At 63.9% G+C, this 22,213-nt stretch carries 27 protein-coding genes; 15 read left to right on the top strand and 12 right to left on the bottom strand.

Going from position 1 to position 22,213, the window contains the following annotated elements; translation table 11 throughout:
- Window positions 1-52 precede the first annotated feature (52 nt).
- Window positions 53-430, bottom strand: coding sequence for a hypothetical protein (locus C4K27_RS23640; RefSeq protein ID WP_007925090.1), 378 nt, complete (start codon window positions 428-430; stop codon window positions 53-55).
- Window positions 431-657: 227 nt separating this feature from the next.
- Between C4K27_RS23640 and C4K27_RS23635 the strand changes: the two genes are divergently transcribed.
- The 3 genes from C4K27_RS23635 (at window position 658) to def (ending at window position 2,512) form a co-directional block, all read left to right on the top strand.
- Window positions 658-849: a CsbD family protein gene (locus C4K27_RS23635; protein ID WP_053262347.1), complete on the top strand. Its 192-nt coding sequence runs from the start codon at window positions 658-660 to the stop codon at window positions 847-849.
- Between the two features lie 173 nt (window positions 850-1,022).
- Window positions 1,023-1,970 carry a YihY/virulence factor BrkB family protein gene (locus C4K27_RS23630; RefSeq protein WP_053262346.1) on the top strand — a complete coding sequence of 316 codons (948 nt, stop codon included), beginning with the start codon at window positions 1,023-1,025 and terminating at the stop codon, window positions 1,968-1,970.
- A 2-nt stretch (window positions 1,971-1,972) separates the two neighbouring features.
- Window positions 1,973-2,512 carry a peptide deformylase gene (gene def, locus C4K27_RS23625; RefSeq protein ID WP_053262345.1) on the top strand — a complete coding sequence of 180 codons (540 nt, stop codon included), beginning with the start codon at window positions 1,973-1,975 and terminating at the stop codon, window positions 2,510-2,512.
- A gap of 84 nt (window positions 2,513-2,596) precedes the next feature.
- On the opposite strand, the gene C4K27_RS23620 is transcribed toward def, so the two are convergent.
- Entirely contained in the window at window positions 2,597-3,034 is a 438-nt protein-coding gene (locus C4K27_RS23620; protein ID WP_053262344.1) for a GNAT family N-acetyltransferase, read from the bottom strand.
- Window positions 3,035-3,340: 306 nt separating this feature from the next.
- Window positions 3,341-3,943 (bottom strand): glutathione transferase GstA, encoded by a 603-nt coding sequence (gstA, locus tag C4K27_RS23615; RefSeq protein ID WP_053262343.1) that lies wholly within the window; start codon window positions 3,941-3,943, stop codon window positions 3,341-3,343.
- A 96-nt stretch (window positions 3,944-4,039) separates the two neighbouring features.
- On the opposite strand from gstA, the gene C4K27_RS23610 reads away from it, so the two are divergent.
- Window positions 4,040-4,912, top strand: coding sequence for a LysR family transcriptional regulator (locus C4K27_RS23610; RefSeq protein WP_053262342.1), 873 nt, complete (start codon window positions 4,040-4,042; stop codon window positions 4,910-4,912).
- A gap of 67 nt (window positions 4,913-4,979) precedes the next feature.
- Here C4K27_RS23610 and C4K27_RS23605 read toward each other — a convergent pair whose 3' ends face one another.
- The 4 genes from C4K27_RS23605 to C4K27_RS23590 form a co-directional block, all read right to left on the bottom strand.
- Window positions 4,980-5,489, bottom strand: a complete 510-nt coding sequence (locus tag C4K27_RS23605; RefSeq protein ID WP_053262341.1) for a hypothetical protein — start codon at window positions 5,487-5,489, stop codon at window positions 4,980-4,982.
- 169 nt (window positions 5,490-5,658) lie between these two features.
- Window positions 5,659-7,080 carry an MFS transporter gene (locus C4K27_RS23600; RefSeq protein WP_053262340.1) on the bottom strand — a complete coding sequence of 474 codons (1,422 nt, stop codon included), beginning with the start codon at window positions 7,078-7,080 and terminating at the stop codon, window positions 5,659-5,661.
- A 183-nt stretch (window positions 7,081-7,263) separates the two neighbouring features.
- The gene (locus C4K27_RS23595) at window positions 7,264-7,893 is read right to left on the bottom strand and encodes a glutathione S-transferase family protein (protein WP_053262339.1); all 630 of its coding nucleotides are present in this window, start codon (window positions 7,891-7,893) and stop codon (window positions 7,264-7,266) included.
- Window positions 7,894-7,975: 82 nt separating this feature from the next.
- On the bottom strand, window positions 7,976-8,407 hold the full coding sequence (locus C4K27_RS23590; RefSeq protein WP_053262338.1) for a PACE efflux transporter: 432 nt from the start codon (window positions 8,405-8,407) through the stop codon (window positions 7,976-7,978).
- Between the two features lie 150 nt (window positions 8,408-8,557).
- Here C4K27_RS23590 and C4K27_RS23585 point away from each other — a divergent pair, with 150 nt between their 5' ends.
- Complete coding sequence (locus C4K27_RS23585) at window positions 8,558-9,481, top strand: LysR family transcriptional regulator (protein WP_053262337.1); 924 nt, start codon at window positions 8,558-8,560, stop codon at window positions 9,479-9,481.
- Between the two features lie 10 nt (window positions 9,482-9,491).
- On the opposite strand, the gene C4K27_RS23580 is transcribed toward C4K27_RS23585, so the two are convergent.
- Complete coding sequence (locus C4K27_RS23580) at window positions 9,492-10,451, bottom strand: LysR family transcriptional regulator (protein ID WP_053262336.1); 960 nt, start codon at window positions 10,449-10,451, stop codon at window positions 9,492-9,494.
- A gap of 66 nt (window positions 10,452-10,517) precedes the next feature.
- Between C4K27_RS23580 and C4K27_RS23575 the strand changes: the two genes are divergently transcribed.
- Entirely contained in the window at window positions 10,518-11,135 is a 618-nt protein-coding gene (locus tag C4K27_RS23575; protein ID WP_053262335.1) for a LysE family transporter, read from the top strand.
- Window positions 11,136-11,142: 7 nt separating this feature from the next.
- On the opposite strand, the gene gntR is transcribed toward C4K27_RS23575, so the two are convergent.
- Complete coding sequence (gene gntR, locus C4K27_RS23570; protein WP_007925129.1) at window positions 11,143-12,174, bottom strand: HTH-type transcriptional regulator GntR; 1,032 nt, start codon at window positions 12,172-12,174, stop codon at window positions 11,143-11,145.
- A 215-nt stretch (window positions 12,175-12,389) separates the two neighbouring features.
- Here gntR and C4K27_RS23565 point away from each other — a divergent pair, with 215 nt between their 5' ends.
- The gene (locus tag C4K27_RS23565; protein WP_009045204.1) at window positions 12,390-12,923 is read left to right on the top strand and encodes a gluconokinase; all 534 of its coding nucleotides are present in this window, start codon (window positions 12,390-12,392) and stop codon (window positions 12,921-12,923) included.
- Between the two features lie 83 nt (window positions 12,924-13,006).
- Window positions 13,007-14,359, top strand: a complete 1,353-nt coding sequence (locus tag C4K27_RS23560; protein ID WP_007925132.1) for a GntP family permease — start codon at window positions 13,007-13,009, stop codon at window positions 14,357-14,359.
- Between the two features lie 182 nt (window positions 14,360-14,541).
- On the opposite strand, the gene alaC is transcribed toward C4K27_RS23560, so the two are convergent.
- A complete protein-coding gene (gene alaC, locus C4K27_RS23555) occupies window positions 14,542-15,753 on the bottom strand; it encodes an alanine transaminase (RefSeq protein ID WP_007925133.1) in 1,212 nt (403 codons plus the stop codon).
- Between the two features lie 254 nt (window positions 15,754-16,007).
- Here alaC and C4K27_RS23550 point away from each other — a divergent pair, with 254 nt between their 5' ends.
- The 3 genes from C4K27_RS23550 to C4K27_RS23540 all read left to right on the top strand — a co-directional run bounded on the left by C4K27_RS23550 (window position 16,008) and on the right by C4K27_RS23540 (window position 18,042).
- Window positions 16,008-16,670: a LysE family translocator gene (locus tag C4K27_RS23550; RefSeq protein ID WP_007925134.1), complete on the top strand. Its 663-nt coding sequence runs from the start codon at window positions 16,008-16,010 to the stop codon at window positions 16,668-16,670.
- A gap of 65 nt (window positions 16,671-16,735) precedes the next feature.
- Entirely contained in the window at window positions 16,736-17,224 is a 489-nt protein-coding gene (locus C4K27_RS23545; protein WP_053262334.1) for a GyrI-like domain-containing protein, read from the top strand.
- Between the two features lie 320 nt (window positions 17,225-17,544).
- Entirely contained in the window at window positions 17,545-18,042 is a 498-nt protein-coding gene (locus C4K27_RS23540) for a GNAT family N-acetyltransferase (RefSeq protein WP_053262333.1), read from the top strand.
- A 125-nt stretch (window positions 18,043-18,167) separates the two neighbouring features.
- Here the strand turns inward: C4K27_RS23540 and C4K27_RS23535 are convergent, their stop codons facing one another.
- Window positions 18,168-18,773, bottom strand: coding sequence for a pyridoxamine 5'-phosphate oxidase family protein (locus C4K27_RS23535; protein ID WP_053262332.1), 606 nt, complete (start codon window positions 18,771-18,773; stop codon window positions 18,168-18,170).
- Window positions 18,774-18,793: 20 nt separating this feature from the next.
- Window positions 18,794-19,279, bottom strand: a complete 486-nt coding sequence (locus C4K27_RS23530; RefSeq protein ID WP_173613357.1) for a GNAT family N-acetyltransferase — start codon at window positions 19,277-19,279, stop codon at window positions 18,794-18,796.
- A gap of 196 nt (window positions 19,280-19,475) precedes the next feature.
- Here C4K27_RS23530 and C4K27_RS23525 point away from each other — a divergent pair, with 196 nt between their 5' ends.
- From C4K27_RS23525 to C4K27_RS23510, 4 genes are all read left to right on the top strand, one after another.
- Window positions 19,476-19,910 carry a YybH family protein gene (locus C4K27_RS23525; protein WP_007925144.1) on the top strand — a complete coding sequence of 145 codons (435 nt, stop codon included), beginning with the start codon at window positions 19,476-19,478 and terminating at the stop codon, window positions 19,908-19,910.
- 67 nt (window positions 19,911-19,977) lie between these two features.
- Complete coding sequence (locus C4K27_RS23520) at window positions 19,978-20,322, top strand: YciI family protein (protein ID WP_053262330.1); 345 nt, start codon at window positions 19,978-19,980, stop codon at window positions 20,320-20,322.
- Between the two features lie 55 nt (window positions 20,323-20,377).
- Window positions 20,378-20,869 carry an SRPBCC family protein gene (locus C4K27_RS23515; protein ID WP_053262329.1) on the top strand — a complete coding sequence of 164 codons (492 nt, stop codon included), beginning with the start codon at window positions 20,378-20,380 and terminating at the stop codon, window positions 20,867-20,869.
- On the top strand, window positions 20,869-22,119 hold the full coding sequence (locus C4K27_RS23510) for an RNA polymerase sigma factor (protein WP_053262328.1): 1,251 nt from the start codon (window positions 20,869-20,871) through the stop codon (window positions 22,117-22,119). Before C4K27_RS23515 ends, C4K27_RS23510 begins: the two co-directional genes overlap by 1 nt.
- The last annotated feature ends 94 nt before the right edge of the window (window positions 22,120-22,213 follow it).

The following is a 22,213-nucleotide window of genomic DNA, read 5'->3' as shown; positions in this document are numbered from 1 at the left end:
CGCAGGAGGTCCTGCGGACCTTGCGCAGCCTACGGCAGCAGCTACAGGTGGATCACTGCTGGAACTGCGCGAAGTTCACGCCGGTGCCGGCGGGGCGTACGTCCTTGAGGAACGAGTCCTTGTCGGCGCTCAGTTCCAGGCTCAGGGCCGCCTTGCGCTTGCCGGCGTTGCGTACCACCAGGCCTTCGAGCTTCTCCCGCAGGAACAGGGTCGGCACTTTCAGGTGCAGCAACTGGTCGGTGCTTGGGGTGTACAGCAGCAGGTGGACCCATTCGTACTGCCCGATGGCCAGGCGGCCGACCGGCAGATCGAACCACCAGATATTGCGGCTGCGGCTCAGTTCCGCGAAGTGGCAGTTGTTGACGCCCAGCACCGCACCGCCCAGTTCCTGGTTCCGGCGGGCGATGGCCAGCTTTTTATCGAGTTTCATAACATTCCTACGGGATTGGATCTTCAGCGCAGTGCCTGAATACGTTGCGCATTCTCGTGGGTTGGTCGCCAAACATAAAGCGCAACCTGCGTGCGGCGGGCAAATAAGGCGATGAAATGCCCCGCTGAAAATAATTGAAACTCCGCGCAAGGGCCTTGGGTCAACCTCAGGGCAGGACCCCAAACCCTCGATTGTTCTACGGATCTATGGATCTACGGAGAAACACCATGGGCAGCACAGCGGACAAGGCAAAAGGCCTGGCCAACGAGGCCGTTGGTCATATCAAGCAAGGTGTCGGCAAAGCGACTGATAACGATCGGTTGGAAACCGAAGGCAAGATTCAGGAAAAGAAAGGCGAAGCGCAGCAAGCCCTCGGCAAGGCCAAGGATGCGTTGAAAAAGACCATCGACAAGGCCTGATTCACTGGCTCGCACTGCGACACGACGGCCATCCGCGGATGGCCGTTTTTACATCGGCCATGGCATCAAAACAGGACGAAACGGTTCAAAATCGCCAAACTAGGCTAGTTTGTTGTACAAAACGGCCCCTGAGTCGCCAGCGACCCTGAATTCTTGCGGCGAAAGGAGACGCTATGTTCTTGCCGAATTTGAAAGGCCTGCCCTTGCATCGTGTGCTGGTGCGCACGGTCACTGAGTTCATCGACGATGAAATGTCGACCTACGCCTCGGCACTGGCCTATCAGATGCTGTTTTCGTTGTTCCCCTTCATCCTGTTCCTGATCGCCTTGATCGGTTTCCTGCACCTGCCGGACTTCTTCTCCTGGTTGCGTCTGCAATCGGAACTGGTGTTGCCGCCCCAGGCGCTGGAGCAGGTCAACCCGGTGATCGACCAGTTGCAGCAATCCAAGGGCGGCCTGCTGTCGGTGGGTATCGTGATTGCCCTGTATACCGCCTCGGCCGGCGTGCGGCTGATGATGAGCGCGATGAACGCCGCTTATGACGTGGTGGAAAAACGCCCGTTGTGGAAACGTTTTCCGCTGTCGATTTTCTACACCATCGGCATCGCCGGCATGCTCCTGGTGGCCGCGGCCTTGATGGTGCTCGGGCCGCAGGTGATGGGTTGGATCGCCGCGCAGGTCGGCCTGGAAGACTTCATCGTCACGGTCTGGACCATCCTGCGCTGGCCGGTGATCGTGATCCTGATGATGGTCGCCGTGGCGCTGATCTACTACGTGATGCCCGACGTGAAGCAGGAGTTCCGCTTCATCACCCCGGGCTCGGTGCTGGCGGTGGTGGTGTGGATCATCGCCTCGTTGGGCTTCGCCTTCTACGTGAAGACCTTTGCCAACTACAACGCCATGTATGGCAGTATCGGAGCGATCATCGTCCTGCTGCTGTACTTCTATATTTCCTCGGCAGTGCTGTTGCTGGGGGCCGAGATGAATGCGGCGATCGAGCACATGTCGTCCGACGGCAAGAACCCTGGAGAAAGGGCGCCCGGCGAGCACGACGAACCCAAACAACACGTATCGGGACTGGGCCGGGACCACTCGCTCAAGCCGACCACTGACGAAGTCTGATCATGATCCGTGAAATCCTCAAAATGGGCGACGAGCGCCTGCTGCGCATCGCGCCACTGGTGCCGCCCGAGATGTTCGACAGCCCCGAGCTGTGGCAACTGATCGACGACATGTTCCAGACCATGGAAAGCGTCGGCGGGGTCGGCCTGGCCGCGCCGCAGATCGGCGTCGACCTGCAACTGGTGATCTTCGGTTTCGAGCACAGCGAGCGTTACCCGCAAGCCGAGGCCGTGCCGCAGACCATCCTGATCAATCCGCTGATCACGCCCTTGAGCCCGGCGCTGGAAGAAGGCTGGGAAGGCTGCCTGTCGGTGCCGGGGCTGCGCGGCGCGGTCGAGCGTTATCAGCACATTCGCTACGAAGGTGTCGACCCCAAGGGCGAGCCGATCGTGCGGGTAGCCTCGGGTTTCCATGCGCGGGTGGTGCAGCATGAATGCGATCACCTGATCGGCCGCCTGTACCCGTCGCGGATCCGCGACTTCAGCAAATTCGGTTTTACCGAGGTGATGTTCCCCGACCTCGATCCCCACGCCGACGATTGAAACAGACAGCCAGAAGCGCCGGTTTCATGGACCTGCCGGAGGCCGGTTTGCCGCCGAGGCGGGCACGCGCTCCAGGGCCCGCGATCACACCTTGTCGCGGGTCGAACTGACTAAAGGATCGATGCCCATGGCGATCAGGCTCTTGCTCCTGCGATAACGCTCCAGGCGATCCGCCAGGGCCTGGGGCAGGGCGGGGGCGGTGGCAAAGCCCATGCGTTCGTACAGGCCTTGCAGGTCCGGATGACAAAACAGCCACAGCGGCCCCGGCAGCTGCGCGCGTGCCCGTTCGACCAGCATCGCGGCAATGCCCTGGCCGCGATGGGCCGGGTCGACGAACAGCCCGGTCAGCCAGTGGCCCTGGGCGATGGGCGTGAGGTTCAGCCCGGCAATGATCGCTCCCCGTTTCGCCACCCATGATTGCCCTTCCCCGGCTGCGCGCATTGGCGAGTTGTGGGCGCGATAGAACTTGTTCAGCAGCGGTCGCAAGGTGTTGGCAAGCAGCAGGTATTGGGTGTCGGGCATGGGTTTTCGCAGGGTGGGCCGGGGCGGTGATTATAAAAGTACGAAGTGCGCGGGATAGGTGTATACCAGATGAACGATCCCCTGCGAGTGGAGTGTGCATCATGTCCAAAGGTATGAATGCCAAAAAGACGGCGAAGAAAAAACCCAGCCGGACCGCCGATGAAAAGCGCGCGGACAAGAAAGCCAAGAAGATCGAGCACAATATTTTCGGTCATTGATCCCCTGCGAAGCCCGCCCCGCGGGCTTCCTTGTTTTTGCTTGTAAGTAAATAACCGGCGGAGCTGCTGCAGCATCCTGCCTCGAGCCTTATGCCGCTTCGGCTGCGAGTGCCGCTTGCACCGCTTCGCGCTGGGCGATTCGCGCCTGGAAGCGCGCCAGCGCCGGCCACTGTTCCAGGTCGATGGCGAAGTCGGCGGTCCAGCGCAGCACGGTGAACAGGTAGGCGTCGGCGACACCGAAGGATTCGCCCAGCAGGTAACTCTGCTGCTCCAGCGTGCGGTCCAGCAGCGCCAGGCGCTTGAACAGTTTCTGCCGGATCAGCGCCTGGGTCGCTTCGGAAAACTCAGGGTTGAACAGCCAGCCGAGGCCGCCATGGATCTCGCTGGAGACGAAGTTGAGCATCTCCTGCAACCTCACCCGTTGCCAGCTGCCATTGGCCGGCGCCAGGCCCGCCTGCGGCTTGAGGTCGGCCAGGTATTGCAGGATCGCCGGGCCTTCGGTCAGCACCTGGCCGTCGTCCAGTTCCAGCGCCGCCACATAACCCTTGGGGTTGATCGCCAGGAAGTCGCCACCGTCGGCCGTGGTCTTGTTGCGGTTGTCGACCCGGACCAGGGTGAACGGCAGGGCCAGTTCGCGCAGCACGATGTGCGGGGCCAGCGAGCAGGCGTGGGGCGAGAAATACAGGTTCATCGAGGGCTCTCCAGAAGGGGGAGATCAGTGTCATAGTCCGCGCTGCTCTCAGTAAAATTAATCTTTCAGAAAACGCCCATAAGGACAGCTACTGCCATGATGAACCTGATGCACTGGCGCATGCTGGTGGCCGTGGCGGATACCGGCAACATCACCCGCGCCGCCGAGCGGGTCGGCATGACCCAGTCCGGCGCCAGCCAGGCCCTGGCGCTGCTCGAAGACAACCTGGGCGTGCAGCTGTTCACCCGGGAGAACCGCCAGGCCCTGCCCACCGCCATTGGCGAACAGGTGATCGAACAGGCGCGGCTGATGCTCGCGGCGTTGCAGAACATCCGCGACACCGCGGACGCCTGCCGGGACATTCAGCGCGGCACCATTCGCCTGGCGAGTTTCCCCATGGTGCTGGCGACTTTCCTGCCGCCGCTGCTGCGCCGTTTCAAGCAGTTGTATCCGGGCATCCAGGTAGTGGCGCTGGAGGTCAGCGACGACGAGGTCGAGGCCTTGCTCGAGGCGCGCTTGATCGATGTCGGGGTGCTGCTCAACCCTGCGCCCGAGCGTAGCGTCGGCCTGCTGGGGCGCGATGCCTGGGTGGCGGTGCTGCCGGCAGGGCATGCCCTGGCGCGCCGCGGTCAGGAGCAGGGGGTGACCTTGCAGGAACTGGTGAACCAACCCTTCGTGCTGGCCACCGGCGGCTGTTCGGTGAATGCCCGCAGCCTGGCGGCGGATGCCGGCCTGGAGCTGGCGGACGTGCGGGTCGAGGTGCGGGAGTGGAGCAGCGCCTTCACCCTGGTTCGCGAGCAAGTGGGGGTGACCCTGGTGCCGCAGATGACCTTGCCGGAGCAACGCCACGGTTTGTGCGTACTGCCATTGAGCGAGCCGATCCCGCGCACCTTTGCCCTGGTGCTGGCCGAGGGCAGCGAACCGTCGCCGGCGCTGCGGGCCTTGCTCGATATGCTGGCCCAGGGCTGAGCGCAGCCGCTCAAGTCGACTCATAAAAAAGGGTTCCCGTGGGGAACCCTGTTTCGGCTGGCCGCTTTTAAAGCGCCGCGAGGAACTTGTCGGTGACTTGCTTCTCGATGCCGCTGGCGTCCTTCTCGACTTGCGCCAGTTTCAGTTTGTCCTGGACCCGCTGGGCAATTTCCTGAGCCACCGCCTGCTGTTTCTCCGGCGGCATGTTTTTCAGGTCTTCCTCGGTAATGCCCATCTCTTCGAGGATGCGGTCGCGCATGCGCTGCTCAGGGGACTTGCTCATGTAGTCCTTGAACTCATCCAGGGCCGAGCTTTGGGTGGCGCTGTTGGCCTGCGCGGTACTGGCGGTCGGCGGGGTGGCCTGCAACAGCACGCGGGTCTTGGCGAAGGCCGCGGCGACATTGTCGCTGACCGTGTTGCTGGCCTGCTGCACGGCCTGGGACGCTTGCAGGGTCGCGGTGTTCTGCACGTTCTGCATCAAACCGCTGTACAGCGCGCTGGCGGCCGCGGTGCTCGGGTCCATGTCGGACCGCTGGGTGGGCTGGATCGCCGTGGTTTTCTGGGCACTGACCAACATGATTGGGTACCTGTGTGTAAGGGCTGTCGAAGGCTGCGCAGCAATTTGCATGCCGCCGCGCTGGAGGATCCTGGGACGGGGCTCTTTGCCAGGGCTTTGCGCCGATTGCCCGGCAAGGCTGGCGGCACGCGGCGGACAAGCCTTGCCGCTTGCGGCCAGCGGCGACCGGTCAACGCTGGGCGATGTTCTCCAGGGCCAGGTTGCGGGTACGCGGGCCGAAACGGCCGATGGTGAACATCACGATCAGCATGCTGCCGACAATGAACGCCAGGACCCCGGGCGTGCCGAAGCGGTCGAGGAAAAAGCCGATCAGCAGGCTGCTGAACACCGTCGACAGGCGGCTGAACGAGTAGCAGAAACCCACCGCCCGGGCGCGGATATTGGTGGGGAACAACTCGCTCTGGTAGGAGTGGTAACTAAAGCTCAGCCAGGCGTTGCAGAAGGTGATCAGCACCCCGCAGACGATCAGCCCCAGGGCCGTGCTCTGCCAGGCGAACAGGGTGCCGAAGGTCATGGCGCCGAGGGCCGAGCCGACGATCTGCCACTTGTTCTCGAAGCGGTTGGCGAACTTGACGAACAGCAGCGGCCCCAGCGGATAGGCGAGGGTGATGATAAAGGCGTACATCAGGCTGTGGGTGACGCTCACGCCCTGGCCCGAGAGCAGCGCCGGCAGCCAGTTGCCGAAACCGAAGAAACCGATGGCCTGGAACACATGGAACACGATCAGCATCAGTGCCCGGCGCCGATAGGGCGGTTGCCAGATATCGGCGAAACGCCCCGAGCCCTGGACGCCGAGGGCCTCGGGCTGCGGAGTGTCCAGCGGCTTGCCGTGGTCCTTGGCGCAGCGCGCCTCGATGTTGTCCATGATCCGCTCGGCCTCGGCGAAGCGCCCATGCTGGGCCAGCCAGCGCGGCGACTCGGGCAGGCGTGAACGCAACCACCAGATAAACAGCGCGAACACCGCGCTGGCCAACACCACCCAGCGCCAGCCGGCGATGCCGAACGGGTCCTGCGGCACCAGCCACCAGGACATCAGCGCCACCGCCGGTACCGAGAGAAACTGCACGAAAAAGGCAAAGGCGAAGGCTGAGCTGCGCATGTGCTTGGGCACCAGCTCGGAGAGGTAGGCGTCGATGGTCACCAGTTCGATGCCCAGGCCGATGCCCACCAGGAAACGCATGCCGATGATCCCCAGGGCCGAGGTCTGCACGCCCATCAGCACCGTGGCCACGGTGTACCAGATCAGGGCGAAGGTGAAGATCGCCCGGCGCCCGAAGCGGTCGGCGATCGGGCTCAGCAGGCTGGCGCCGAGGAACAGGCCGAGAAAGGTCGCCGAGGCGAAGGCCGCCTGGTCGGAAAAACCGAACACGCCCTGGCTGCCGGTGGCGAAGATCCCGTCGCGGATCAGGCCGGGGCTGATATAGGCAGTCTGGAACAGGTCATACAGCTCGAAGAAACCGCCAATCGACAGCAGCGCCACCAGGCGCCAGACGGTGGCGACGGCGGGCAAGCGATCGATGCGGGCGGAGATATTGGCGGCGCGGACCGGGTCGAGGCCGTCGATAGCGACAGTAGGGGCGAGGGACGACATGGGCGGGATTCCAGGTTTCGGTGAAGAGGAATCTTAGCTGGCTAACGGAAATCAATGATTGTGAATGCGGGGTCGGAAGCCGGGCTGTGCGCTGATTTATTGTCGTATTTCGTTACATTTTGGCGGTTTATGCCGCAGCATCAACCAAAACGGCATCCAGCCCCTACAGAAGAGAGAGACGACTCAGGGAATGCCATTGCGTCCATGCAGCAGGAAGGCCGGGCGTTCGCTGAGCCGTGCGTAATAGGCGGCGATGGCGGGGAAGTCGGGGCGCTCCATGGGCGTCATCATCCAGCGATGCACCGACAGCCCGAGGACGATATCGGCCAGGCTGAACTGCTCGCCGGGCACATAGTCGCCGCTGCTCGCCAGTTGCTGCTCGAGCAGGGCCATCTTGGCGTTCCAGCCGCGAAGGCCGGCGGCGATCCGCTGCGGATCCTGAAAGTCCGGGTTCTGCCGGACCAGGGCGACGAAGGCGTAGCTCCATGCCGGATTGAGCTCCGTGGCCTGCCAGTCCATCCACTGCTCCACCAGCGCCCGGGCCCGGGGGGCGCCGGGCAGCAGCCGTTGCCCGGCGACCTTGCCGGTCAGGTACCGGCAGATGCTGTTGGACTCCCAGAGCGCGCCAGCGTCATCGACCAGCACCGGCACCTGGGCGTTGGGGTTGAGCCGGAGAAACTCCGGTGTGTGGGTCGATTGGAAGCCGCTGCCCCAATCCTCGCGTTCGTAGGGCAGGCCCAGTTCCTCGCAGGTCCACAGCACTTTTCGGACGTTGATCGACGAGGCTTTACCGAGAATTCTCAGGGTTCCCATGCACGCTTTCCTTGGCGGGTGAAGAGCCCTGGAAATCTAACAGCGGCGTCGCTCTTGGGCGATACCGATTTGTACTCTGGTCTCAGACCGGGTCCGGCAGTGCCGACGCTGGTAGGCCAAAGACCCGGTCGAACAGCCAGTTGAAGACGAAGGTGTAGCAGGGGATGAACAGGATCAGCGCCAGGTCCAGCAGGAAGGCCTGCACCAGGCTGATGTGCATCCACCAGGCGATCAACGGAATCAGGAACAGGATCAGCGTCAGCTGGAAACCCACGGCATGGGCGATCCGCCGCTTGACCGTGCGGGTCCGCGAGACCTGGCGGCTTTCCCAACGCTCGAACAGGCTGGTGTAGATGAAGTTCCAGGTCACCGCGATGCTGGTGATCACCACCGCCAGCGGGCCGGTGTTGCTCGGCGAGGTGCCGGACAGCAAGGCCAGGCCCAGGGCCGAGAAGGTCATGCCGAACACCTCGAACAGTGACACGTAAACCAGTTTGCGCTTGATGCCTTGCATGCTTTTTTTCCTCCGCGTTCGTTGGCCCGGGCCGCTCCTTTTGCAGGAAGGGCTGGCGAATGCGGCGCAAGATAGCTTCAATGTGTCTGACAGAAAAAGTCAGTAGCTTTCAGGTTTACTGATAGGTCGACATTCTAGACAGGCGTCTGCATGAATTTCTCCAGCGACAGCATCCAGTTGTTTCTCGCCGTGCTCGAGCGCGGTTCGTTTTCCGCGGCGGCCCGGGCCCTGGGCAAGGTGCCTTCGGCGGTGAGCATGGGTATCGCCAACCTTGAGGCGGAGCTGGGCTACCCCCTGTTCGACCGCAGCCATCGCGAGCCGGTGCCCACCGCCATGGCCAATGCCCTGGCGCCCCACGCGCGGCTGATCGCCGAGCAGCTCAAGCACCTGCAGGTGCATGCGGTGGAGTTGTCCCTGGGGCTGGAAAGCCGGCTGTCCATCGGCGTGGTCGAGGACATCGACAAGTCCCGGGTGCTGGCGGCGATCAAGCTGATCGCCGAGCGTCATCCGTTGCTCGACATCGAGGTGCTGAGCGCGCCCCAGGACGATCTGTTGCAACTGCTGCACACTGGCCGGATCGCGGTCGGCGTGGCCTTCGCCGGGCTCAGCCTGAACGTGCTGGAGTATTTCCAGTACGTCGGCAGCGAGCGGATGATCGCCTGCATTTCCGCGCGCCATCCCTTGCCCGAGGCGCCGGACGCCACCCTCTATCTGGAAGAGCTGGTCAACGTGCGTCAGGTGGTGGTTGCCAGCCGCGACCTGCCGATCCGCGACACCCGGCCGCTGATCGCCGAGTCCTACTGGCGCACCGACAGCCTGGCCATGGCCCTGGACATGGTCGAGTCCGGCATTGGCTGGGGCAATTTCCCGCTATCGGTGATCGCGCCCTTGCTCCAGGCCGGAAGGCTCAAGCGCCTGACCTTCAAGAACATCGACAACGGCCTGCTGCTGCCGGTGCACGCGGTATGGCTGAAGAACCAGCCCCTGCAAAAGGCCGCCCAGGCGTTCGTGCAGTTGCTGGGTGGGCAGGACCCGGCGCTGGCTTCGGAGGTTGCCGCAGAGGTGAGGCCGTAAGCCTGTCCGCTTATGGGGCTGGGCGGGTGGCGTCGTGCTGCTCGCTGCCCAGCGCCTGGTGACGCAGCCAGTCGAGCAAGCGGGCGACGGGCGAGTCCGGGTCGACGGCCTCGGGCGACAACAGGTAGTAGGCGCTGCCGTCGGCGATAAAACCGAAAGGCGCGACCAGCAGGCCCGACTCCAGGTCGTCGCGCACCAGTTGCCAGGGCGCGATGGCTAGCCCCAACCCCGCCACCGCCGCTTGCAGGCTGAAGTAGAAATGCTCGAAGACCTGCTCCGTACCCGGCGCCTGTTGCATTCTCTTGAGGGTCAACCATTGCTCCCAGGCCGCTGCCCGGGTCGCGCTGTGCAGGCGTGGCGCCGTATCCGATAGCCGTACTCTGCCGCTTGCATCGCGGGTCCAGCCGACGGCCTGGTCCGGGCGACACACCGGGCCGATGGCTTCATCGAACAGCCACTGCGCATGGGTGTGGGGCGGCCAGGGAAAGTCGTTGCGGCGGATCGCCAGATCGATGCCTTGAGCAAAGGCGAAGGGCCCGCCGCCGGCCACCAGTTGCAGGGGGATATCCGGGTGAGCGGCGAAGAAGGCCGGGATCCGTGGAATCAGCCAGCGCATCAGCAGGGTCGGTTCGCAGGACAGCACCAGGGCCGCGGCCTTGTCCGGCGTTCGCAGTTTGCGGGCGGTGGCTTCGATCAGGTCGAAGGCATGCTCCACGCTGTGCAGCAATTCGCGGCCAGCCTCGGTGAGAAAGACCCGATGGCTGCGACGCTCGAACAGCCGTGTGCCGAGGTCTTCTTCCAGGGTGCGGACGGCACGGCTGATGGCGCCGTGGGTCAGGTGCAGGGCTTCGCCGGCGCGGGTGAAGCTTTCCAGGCGAGCGGCGGCCTCGAAACAGCGCAGGGCGCTCAGGGGCGGCAGGCGGCGATGAATTGTCTGTGAGTTTTTATCACCGGGAATGTCAGTTTTCATCGTTCGCTCTGTGACGGTTCGTGCCCATAAAGTATGGGCCGGATTCTATAGTGAAGGCGCTTGAAAATGACTGAACTGTTAGTAGTAATCACCATTACCATCCTGGCGGTGCTCAGCCCGGGGCCGGATTTCGCCATGGTCACGCGCAACAGCCTGGTGCTGTCGCGTCGGCATGGGGTGTTCACGGCGCTGGGGATCGGGCTCGGAGTGATGCTGCATATCGGCTACACGCTGTTGGGCGTCGGCCTGCTGGTCAAGGAATCGCTGCTGCTGTTCAGCGTGCTGAAAATCGCCGGGGCGCTGTACCTGGTTTATCTCGGTATCGGCATGCTGCGCAGCCGCGCGGTCGAGGAAGAGATAGCGGTCGATGCGCCGCGGGTCTCGGCGTGGGTGGCATTGCGTACGGGGTTTTTGACCAATGCGCTGAACCCCAAGACTATGATTTTCGTGGTCAGCCTGTTCATGCAGGTGATGCAGCCAGGTACCGCGCCGGGTGTGCAGATCGGCTATGGCGCGATCATTGTCCTGGCCCATGTGCTGTGGTTCGTGGCGGTGGCGCTGTTCTTTTCGGCGCCGGGCATCCGGGCCCGGCTCATGGCTTACAAACGGCGTATCGACCAGTTGTTCGGCGTTCTGCTGGTGGGCTTCGGCGTGCTGCTCAGCGCCCTGAGCCTGCGTTCCTGAACGCGGCTCAGGTGCTCTCGCGCACCATCAGCTCGAAGCCCATGTCCACCACCGGCTTGGCCACGCTGTTGCCGGCCATCAGGGTCAGCAGTTGTTCCGCGGCGCGGCGGCCGATGGCTTCGCGCGGGGTGCTGATGCTGCTCAGGCGCGGCACCATGTGCGCCGAGGCGGGCAGGTCGTTGAAGCCCATCACCGCCACTTGCTCGGGGATCCTGATGCCGCAACGCATGGCTTCCAGCAGGGCGCCGTGGGCCAGGTCGTCGTTGCCGAAGAAGATCGCGTCCACGTCCGGGTGGCTGTGCATCAACTGCAGGAAGAGTTCGCCGCCCAGGCCCACCGACGAGGGGCGCGGGGTGAGGACTTCCAGTTTCGGGTCGTAGAGGCCGGCTTTCTCCAGGCCGCGGCGGAAACCTTCGCCGCGCATCAGGGTGCGCTGGTCGAGCTGGGCACCGATATAGGCCAGGCGCTTGCGGCCGCGGGAGATCAGGTGCTCGGCGGCGGTTTCCCCGGCGTTGTGCTGGGAGAAACCCACGCAGTTCAGGCCGGCCTCGGGGTTGAGGTCCATCATGTAGACGCAGGGAACGTTGCTGGCTTCGACCATCCGTCGGGCGCTTTCGGTCCGGTCGAAGCCGGTCAGCAGCAGGCCGCGGGGCTGGTAGGCCATGTAGTTGCGCAGCAGGTTTTCTTCTTCGTCGGGGGAATAGTGGAAGTTGCCGATCAGCACTTCGAAGCCCTTGGGCCGCAAAACCTGATGAATGGCTTCCAGGGTATCGATGAACAGCAGGTTGGACAGCGACGGCACCAGCACCACCACCGAATGGCTCTGGGCCGAGGCCAGGGCGCGGGCGGCCGGGTTGACCACGTAGTTGAGTTCGCGGGCGGCCTTCTGCACCTTTTCCACCAGTTCGGTGGCCACCGTGTCGATGCCGCGCAGGGCTCGCGAGGCGGTGATCGGGCTGACGCCGGCCAGGCGCGCGACTTCGTTGAGGGTCGGGCGCCCCGTGGTGCGGGTATTTTTATCGTTCTTGGAGGAGGTCATCAGACGGCTTGCCAAACAAAATTCAAGTCACTAAGGTAGCGCTGTCTCGAAACAGCTGCAATGCGTGAGCGCGGTCGGCCTGACCCGCACTCTTTGGTTTCGCGGCCTATATACGCGGCAACCCACAAAAATGACAAGAAGGCGTCGGCAGAAACTATTTTTGCACTAGAGTTTCGAAGAGCGAAGGTAGCGCTGTCTGCGCGCTGAGGTGTTTCATGAGTCAACCCATCACCGCCCTGGTCATCATGGGCGTTGCCGGCTGCGGCAAGTCCAGCGTCAGTGAAGCGCTGTGCCAGCGCAGCGGCGCCACGGCCATTGAAGGCGATACGTTCCACCCTGCCGCCAATATCGCCAAGATGAGTGCCGGTATTCCCCTGAACGACGACGACCGTGCCGGCTGGCTCGACAGCCTGTGCGACGAGTTGCGTCGCGCTCTGGCCGCCGGACAACGTCCGGTGCTGACCTGCTCGGCGCTCAAGCGCAAGTACCGCGACCGCCTGCGCAGCGCCACGCCCGGCCTAGGCTTCGTTTTCCTGCAATTGACACCACAAGTGGCCGCCGATCGCGTGGCCCACCGTCCGGGGCATTTCATGCCTTCGACCCTGATCGACAGTCAGTTCGCCACCCTCGAATCTCCCGTGGGCGAACCCCTGACCCTGGCATTGGACGCCACCATCCACAGCGTTGACCGGCTGGCCGAACAGGCCCATGGCTGGTGGCTGGAGCACGGGCTGGACTCACCCCGATAAGCTTCGGTTCACCTAGATAGCGCTATCCCACTCGGCTCACGTTTTTAACGCTTGAATAAAAACAACAAACCGGAGGCAACCCCATGTTTGGCATGTCCCAAGAGACCTATCTGCTGGTAGACGCAGTGGTCACCATTATCGGGCTGATCGTGCTGATCACTCGATTCAAGCTGCATCCCTTCATCGCCCTGACCATCGCCGCGGGTTTCCTCGGCCTGACGTCGGGCATGCCGGTGGACAAGATCATCAAGGCGTTCCAGGACGGCTTCGGTGGGGTACTCGGTTTCGTCGGGATCATCCTCGCGCTGGGCACCATGCTCGGCAAAATGATGGCCGAATCCGGCGGCGCGGATCAGATCGCCCAGACCCTGATCCGCTCGTTCGGCAAGGAGCGGGTGCAGTGGGCGATGATGTTCGCCGCCTTCCTGGTGGGCATCCCGCTGTTCTTCGAGATCGGCTTCGTGCTGCTGATCCCGCTGGTGTTCATCGTCGCCCGGCGCACCGGCGTGTCGATCATCAAGATCGGTATCCCGCTGCTGGCCGGCCTGTCCGCGGTGCACGGCCTGGTGCCGCCGCATCCGGGCCCGCTGCTGGCCATCGGCGTGTTCGGCGCCGACATCGGCAAGACCATTCTCTACGGCCTGATCGTGGCCCTGCCGACCGCGATCATCGCCGGTCCGATCTACGGCACCTTCATCGCCAAGCACATCCCGGGTCATCCGAACCAGGAACTGGTGGACCAGCTGGCGCGCGAAAACACCTCGGCCAACCTGCCGAGCTTCAGCGTGACCCTGCTGACCGTGCTGCTGCCGGTGTTCCTGATGCTGCTCAAGACCTTCGCCGACGTGGCCTTCCCGGACGGGCATTTCTTCCGCATCTGGATGGACATGATCGGTCACCCGATCAGCGCGCTGCTGCTGGCCTTGCTGCTGTCGCTCTATACCTTCGGTTCGCGCCAGGGCATCGGCTCCAAGCAGATCCTCAAGCTGCTCGACGCCAGCCTGGCGCCGACCGCGGCGATCATCCTGATTATCGGTGCCGGCGGTGGCTTCAAGCAGATGCTGGTGACCAGCGGCGTGGGTGACGTGATCGGCCACATGGCGGTCAACGCGCAGATCTCGCCGATCCTGTTGGCGTGGCTGGTGGCGGCGGTGATCCGGATCGCCACCGGTTCGGCGACCGTGGCGACCATCACCGGCGCGGGCATCGTGGTACCGGTGGTCGGCATGATCCCTGGGGTCAACCGCGAGTTGCTGGTGCTGGCCACCGGCGCCGGCTCGCTGATCCTGTCCCACGTCAACGACGCCGGTTTCTGGCTGGTGAAGCAGTACTTCAACATGACCGTGGCGGAAACCTTCAAGACCTGGACCGCGATGGAAACCATCCTCTCGGTGGTGGGCCTGATCTTCATCCTGCTGCTGTCGCTGGTGGTGTGACCCGAACCCTGTAGCCGCTGCCGAAGGCTGCGATAAGGCTCGAAGAGCCTTCAGCGATTGCAAGATCGCTACGGCCGTGCCGGCCGATCGCAGCCTGCGGCAGCGGCTACAGGGGCGACAGACAGGCACAAAAAAACCGCATCGCTGCGGTTTTTTTGTGCCTGCTTATAGGGCGACGCGGATCAGCCTTTCTGCACCAGGCCATCGGCACGGAACATGCCGCGGATGCCGCGCACGGCCTGGCGGATGCGGTCCTGGTTTTCGATCAGGGCGAAGCGCACATGGTCGTCGCCGTACTCACCGAAACCCACCCCTGGCGAAACGCAGACCTTGGCCTCGGCCAGCAGCTTCTTGGCGAACTCCAGCGAGCCCAGGTGCGCGTAGGCCTCGGGAATCTTCGCCCAGACGTACATCGAGGCCTTAGGGTTCTCGACCATCCAGCCCAGCTCATGCAGGCCCTTGACCAACACATTGCGGCGCTGGCGGTACTGCTCGGCGATGTCTTTCACGCACTGCTGGTCGCCTTCCAGCGCAGCGATGGCCGCCACCTGCAGCGGGGTGAAAGTGCCGTAGTCGTGGTAGCTCTTGATCCGCGCCAGGGCGCTGACCAACTCCGGGTTGCCGACCATGAAGCCGATGCGCCAGCCGGCCATGTTGTAGCTCTTGGACAGGGTGAAAAACTCCACCGCGATGTCCTTGGCGCCCGGCACCTGCATGATCGACGGGGCTTTCCAGCCGTCGTAGACGATGTCGGCGTAGGCCAGGTCGTGGATCACCAGCACGTCGTACTGCTTGGCCAGGGCGATCACCCGTTCGAAGAAGTCCAGCTCGACGCACTGCGCGGTAGGGTTGGACGGGAAGCCGAGGATCATCATCTTCGGTTTCGGGATCGAGCCGCGGATGGCCCGCTCCAGCTCGTCGAAGAAGTCCACGCCCGGCACCAGCGGCACCGAACGCACCTGGGCGCCGGCGATCACCGCGCCGTAAATGTGAATCGGGTAGCTCGGGTTGGGCACCAGCACGGTGTCGCCCTGGTCCAGGGTGGCGAGCATCAGGTGCGCCAGGCCTTCCTTGGAACCGATGGTGACGATGGCTTCGCTTTCCGGGTCGATATCGACCTCGTAGCGATCCTTGTACCAGCGCGAAATGGCCCGGCGCAGACGCGGAATACCCTTGGAGGTGGAGTAGCCGTGGGTGTCTTCGCGCTGGGCGACGGTGACCAGTTTCTCGACGATGTGCGGCGGAGTCGCACCGTCGGGGTTACCCATGCTCAAGTCGATGATGTCTTCGCCGCGCCGACGCGCAGCCATCTTCAGCTCGGCAGTGATATTGAATACGTAGGGGGGGAGTCGATCTATGCGCGCAAAGCGGCGCGGCGAACCTTGTTCGGCCATTGTTGCCTCGAGTACGTGAGCGCCCGGAACCGTCCGAGCGACGTCGGCCACTGCGGTGGCCTGGGGGCAGACGATAAGGGCTGTGGCGCCAGGCTGTCCAGAGGGGCGCGGCAACTATTTTTTGCCGGCAGCGGCGTTGCCTGGACAGGGATTTGCATCATGCAGGCTGGATTCGCAGCCCGCGCATTGTGTTTGCCGGGCCCTCCCGCGTTAAATACCCCCCACTCGAACAACCGCATCGAACAGGATGAATGATGGAGTTTACCAGCGGCTTTCTGCTGAGCCTTTCGCTGTGCCTGGACATAGGCGTGGCCAATATCGCGATGATTACCCTGGCCATGCAGCGTGGTTATTTCCAGGGTTTCTGCCTGGGCCTGGGCACCTGTGTCGGTGACCTGGTCTACGCCGTGCTGGCGCTGGCCGGCATGACCGTGCTGCTGCAGTACGAAGCGGTGCGCTGGGTGCTGTGGATCGGCGGATCGGCGCTGCTGGTGTACTTCGCGGCGAAGATGATCTATTCGGCGATCCACCACAGCGCGGTGCTGGCCGAGGCCGGGGAGGTGGACAACGGTTCGCCGCGCAAGGAGTTTTTCCGCGGCATTTTCCTGGCCATGTCGTCTCCCAGCGCGATCCTCTGGTTCGCCGCGGTGGGCGGTACCCTGATTGCCCGTTCCGGCGGCGGTGACCTGCTCAGTTCCGGGCTGTTCCTCAGCGGCTTCTTCTGCGCCGGGCTGGCCTGGGTCGTGGGCCTATGCTTTGCCGCGACCCAGGGCGGCAAGCTGCTGGGCGACAAATTGTTGCGCTACTCCTACCTGGCATCTGCGGCGATCTTCTGCTATTTCGCGGTCTACGTGATCCTGTCCGGTTACCAGGAGTTCATCGTCGGCGCGGCGGTCGCGGAGCTTCCCGCGCTCTGACCCAGCGATTCGGGTTTGGCCTCTATACTCCCTGCCGAACCCATTTTTCAGGCAGGAGTCGCATCATGGATGAGCAAAAACAGGTCGGCGGGCCGGTACCGCGTTTCGAGAAGGGGCGCTTTCTGCTGATCGCCGGTCTGGGCGGGCGTTTCACTCCCGAGACGACGCAGGGCATTCCTGAGCTCTGGGAACACTTCATTCCCCATATCGGCAAGGTTCCCGGCCAGGTCGGGGAGCAGACCTACGGCCTCTGCTGCAACCCCGACGGCAAGGGCGGGTTCGAATACATCGCCGGGGTCGAAATCAGCAAACTCGACGATTTGCCCGAGCTGTACCGCTGGGTCGAGGTGCCGCCGCAGCACTACGCGGTGTTCGAGCACCAGGGGCCGCTTGCGAGCCTGCCGCAGACCTTCCAGTACATCTGGAAAACCTGGCTGCCACAGTCCGGGCGCGAAGCCGCCGATGCGCCGGAATTCGAACGCTACAGCGCCGACTTCAACCCTGACACCGGCCAGGGCGTGCTGGAAATCTGGCTGCCGCTCAAGGAGCAGTGAGCCGCGCCGCGAGCACCGGCCGGGCCCGCGGTGGGCCCGGTCATTTGCCTTTGTTCGGCCGGCGGGCGCGCCACAGGTCGATGGACAGGGTGACAAAACCGAACGCACTGATACCGAACAGCACCAGCAAACCGATCTGAACATTGCTCATGGCGACTTCCGTACTCGACCAGGATGGGATTGATTGAGCCCTGATAAATAACCCGGTCGGCGCGCGGATGACAGCGACTCTACGCAGCTTTTACGGGCTTGCCGTCATTCGATATGCAAGCCTTATTACTTTATGATCGGCGGCATTTCCCATAGCCGATCTGTTCCCCATGACCTTATCCAGCCTGTTGATCCGTCAGGTCGCCGCCGCTGACCTGGACCGTTGCTTTGCCATCGAAACCCTGGCCTACGAGGGCGACGAAGCCGCCACCCGGGAAAAGATCGCCACCCGTATCGCCACCTGGCCCGAGGGCTTCATCGTCGCCGAAGTGGAGGGCGTAGTGGCCGGCTTCATCAATTCCGGGGCGGCCTTCGAGGTCGAGATGGCCGACGAGGCCTTCAAGGAACTGATCGGCCACGACCCGGCCGGGCCCCATGTGGTGATCATGTCGGTGGTGGTGCATCCGGACTATCAGGGCCAGGGTGTTTCCCGGTGTCTGCTGGAGGCCTTCATCGAGCGCATGCGCGGCCTGGGCAAGGCCAGCATCAACCTGATGTGCAAGGAGCGGCATGTGCCCTTGTACGAGCGCTTCGGCTTCGTCTACCTCAAGGCTTCGGCGTCGGACCATGGCGGCATGGCCTGGCACGAGATGGCTCTGGAGTTGTGAGGTCGTAACGCAGGTCGTAACGCCACGGCGTAGGAGCGAGGCTTGCCCGCGAAAAGGGCGCCGCGGTCTGGCTGATGTACCGCGTCAGCCTTCATCGCGAGCAAGCTTCGCTCCTGCAGAAGCATTCAATACAGGCTGTTGCGCACCCGCTCCGGCATTTCCCGGTCGTAGCGGTCGGCGTCGAACTGGCCGTCGCAGAGGTGCTTGAGGATGGCGCCGGCCGAGGGCAGGGCCGAGCGTTCCAGGTAGTGCTCGGGGTTCCACAGGTCGGAACGCACGATGGCCTTGGAGCAGTGGAAGTAGGCCGCCTCGACGTCCACCAGGATCACTGTGCGCGCCGGCTTGCCATTCACCGCGAAGCTGTCCAGCAGCGCCGGCTCGGCCGAGATCCGCGCCCGGCCATTGACCCGCAGGGTCTCGCCGATGCCTGGAATGATGAACAGCAGGGCCACCCGCGGGTCGCTGACGATATTGCGCAGGCTGTCGATGCGGTTGTTGCCCGGGCGGTCGGGCAGGGCCAGGGTGCGCTCGTCGATGATCCGTACGAAACCCGGGGTATCGCCGCGAGGCGAGCCGTCCATCCCGCCTGGGCCGACGGTGCTCAGGATCACCAGCGGCGAGGCGCGCACCATGGCCTGGTAGTCCGGGTTGAGGAAGGGGATTTCCTTGCGCACGGCCCGCTCAATGGGCTGGCCGTAGATTGCTTCCAGTTGCTCGAGGGTGGTCAGCATCATGCTTCTCCTGGGTAATGTCAGAACATCAGGACCAGACGGCGTTCATAGCCGATGCGGCCCCTGTAGGCCTCGCCACTGTCGACCCAGCCTTGCTTCAGATAGAGGCTGAAGGCCGCGGCGTTGTCCGCGTCCACCGACAGCATCAGCCCCTTGATCTCTGGCCACGCCTGGCGCGCGGCGGCGGGCAGGGCTTGCAGGCAGGCCCGGCCGTAGCCCTGGCCCTGGACCCGCTGATCGACCTGCAAGGCATGCAGGGTGGCGGTGTCGGGGTCGGCCCAATAGGGCAGGAACGGCGGGCGCTTGAGCAGCAGGAACGCCACCGGGACCTCGTCGGCCAGCAGGGCGAAGCCCTTGATCCCGGGCTCCGGCGCCTTGAGCAGGGTATGCAGCGCGGTGTAGATATCGCCGGAATAATTCTTCTGCCGCGGGTGCACTTCGAGCGCGTCGAGCTGCTGCAATTGCCTGGCGTCGAGCTGTTCGTAGGGGACGAGTCGGGTGGTCACTGGGCTGTCCATATCCGGGCACTGAGGGTGGGTTGCATGAGTGGCGATTCTAGCGATTTTGCCCAGGGTCCCGGTTTTTTTTCCGGGCCCTGTCGATTTACCGGGCGGCCAGACGACTAAGGGTGTCTTCACGATTTAACGGTCGCCTGTGGCGGCCACCTTGAGCCCATATCACTCAATCGCAGGGAGAATCGCCATGAACGCCCAAACCACCGAAAGCGAAATCCGCAGCCTGATCGACGCCTGGCGCCAGGCCGTGATGGCCAAGGACATCGAGCGCATCGTCAGCTATTACGCCGACGACATCACCGCGTTCGACGCCGTGGCCGCGTTGCAATTCAAGGGCAAGCAAGCCTACCGCGAGCACTGGAAGGCCTGCATGGAGTTCTGCCCCGGCCCTGGCATCTTCGACTTCGAACAACTGCACATAGTCGGCGCCAGCGACAGCGCCTTCGCCCACTGGCTGGCCCACTGCGGCGGCACCGACGACAAGGGCGAGACCAAGGCTTGCTGGATGCGCGTGACCGCCGGTTACCAGCGCCTGGGCGGCCAGTGGAAAGTGGTGCACGAACACTGGTCGGCGCCCTTCGACATGCAGAGCGGCACCGCCTTGTTTGACCTGCAACCCTGATCGTCGGGTTTTTCGCCAAAGCCTGAAACTGCAGCCATAGTTGATCAGCCCGATCGAGGAGAGCCCCATGAAATACCTATGCCTGGTCTACAGCGACGAACAGCTGTTGCACAGCCTGCCGGAGAGCCCGAAGGACGCCGAGTGCATGGCGTACGCCGAGTCGGTGCAAGGCAGCGGCCGGATGCTCGCCGCCGAGGCCCTGGAGTCGGTGCAGACCGCGACCACGGTGCGTATGCGCGGCGGCCGGCTGTCGATCACCGACGGCCCGTTCGCCGAAACCAAGGAACAGTTGGCCGGGTTCTACCTGATCGATGCCAAGGACCTCAACGAAGCCATCCAGGTCGCCGGCAACATTCCGGCGGCCCGGGTCGGCAGCGTCGAGGTACGCCCGGTGCGCGAGTTGAATCTCTGATCGCCACCCTGGAAAAACGAGCCCTGAAAAAACAAGCATAAGCAGGAGTTTCGCCATGACCGAGCACAGCGTGGGCCGTGCGCCCGCCCAATATGAGTTGTCCATCAGCCGCCTGATCGATGCGCCGCCCGGCAAGCTGTTCCGTGCCTGGACCGAACCGCAGTTGTTGGTGCAATGGTGGGGCCCCCACGGCATGACCACCCCGGAGTGCGAAATGGACCTGTGGGTCGGCGGCCAGTTTCGCACCCTGATGCGCGCCCCGGACGGCAACGAATACCCGACCATGGGCGTGTTCCTGGAGATCGTCGCGCCGCGGCGGCTGGTGTTCACCGATGCCTTCCTGCCGGGCTGGATTCCTTCGGGCAAGGCCTTCATGAGCGCCGAGGTGACCTTCGACGACCTGGACGGCAAGACCCTCTACACCGCCCGCGCCATGCACTGGAGCGAAGAGGATCGCCAGGCCCACGAAGCCATGGGCTTTCACGAGGGCTGGGGGCAGAGCCTGGATCGCCTGGAAAGCCTGGTGACCCGAGGCATGCCGGACTGATGCCGACGGCAACGCAAGACAGCGTCAAGGCGCTGGTGGAGACGGTCTATCGCAACGAGTCGCGGCGGATCCTGGCGACCCTGATTCGCCTGCTGGGGGATTTCGACCTTGCCGAAGAGGCCTTGCACGAGGCGTTCTTCGTCGCGGTCGAGCGCTGGCAGCGCGACGGCGTACCGGACAACCCGCGGGCCTGGCTGGTGTCGGCCGGGCGTTTCAAGGCCATCGACGGTTTGCGTCGGCGGGCGCGTTTCGCCGCGTCCCAGGCGGCGCTGGTCAGCCAGCTCGAAGAGCTGGAGCAGGCTGACTGGAGCGAGGAGGACCTGGAAGACGACCGCCTGCGCCTGATCTTCACCTGCTGCCACCCGGCGCTGGCGGCGGACGCCCAGGTGCCGCTGACGTTGCGGGAGATCTGCGACCTGACCACCGAGGAAATCGCCCGGGCCTTTCTCTCGACGCCGGCCACCATCGCCCAGCGCATCGTGCGCGCCAAGGCCAAGATCCGCGATGCGCACATCCCTTATCAGGTACCGTCCCTGAGTGAACTGCCCGAGCGCCTGGACAGCGTGTTGCGGGTGATTTACCTGGTATTCAACGAAGGCTATTCGGCGTCGATGGGCACCGAGCTGACTCGCGAAGACCTGACCCATGAGGCGATCCGCCTCGGCCGTCTGTTGCTGGAACTGCTGCCGGAACCCGAAGTGATGGGCCTGCTGGCCTTGATGCTGCTGCATGAGTCGCGGCGCCTGGCGCGAACCTCGGCCACCGGGGAGCTGGTGCTGCTGGACGAGCAGGACCGCTCGCTGTGGGACCGCGAACTGATCACCGAAGGTTGCGCCCTGGTGGAGCACGCCCTGGGCACCCGCCGTTTCGGCCCGTACTGCCTGCAGGCGGCGATCGCCGCGGTGCATGCCGAGGCGGCGACGGCCGGGGAAACCGACTGGCAGCAGATCGTCGGCCTGTATGACGTGCTGTTGCGCGCCATGCCCTCGCCGGTGATCGAACTGAACCGTGCGGTCGCCATCGCCCAGCGGGACGGGCCGCTGGCCGGCCTGGAGCGGGTCGAGGCGATCCTCGCCCGGGGCGAATTGCAGGATTACCATCTGGCCCATTCGGCGCGGGCCGAGTTCTGTCGGCAATTGGGCCGGATCGAGCCGGCGCGGGAAGCCTATCTGCGCGCCCTGGAACTGACCCGCCAGGAACCGGAGCGGCGTTTTATCGAGAACAAGCTCGAGGCCCTGAAAACCCTCTGAACTCCTGCCGATCCGAAGACTGTGGTCGGCCGAGCGGTCGTGGTCTATTGACGATCGTTGAAGGCCTGCGGCCTTATCGCAGCCTACGGCAGCG

Source organism: Pseudomonas chlororaphis subsp. chlororaphis (assembly GCF_003945765.1).
Taxonomy (GTDB): Bacteria; Pseudomonadota; Gammaproteobacteria; order Pseudomonadales; family Pseudomonadaceae; genus Aquipseudomonas; species Aquipseudomonas chlororaphis.
Note: the sequence above shows the minus strand (reverse complement) of the source record. Positions and strands in the feature narration are given on the sequence as shown.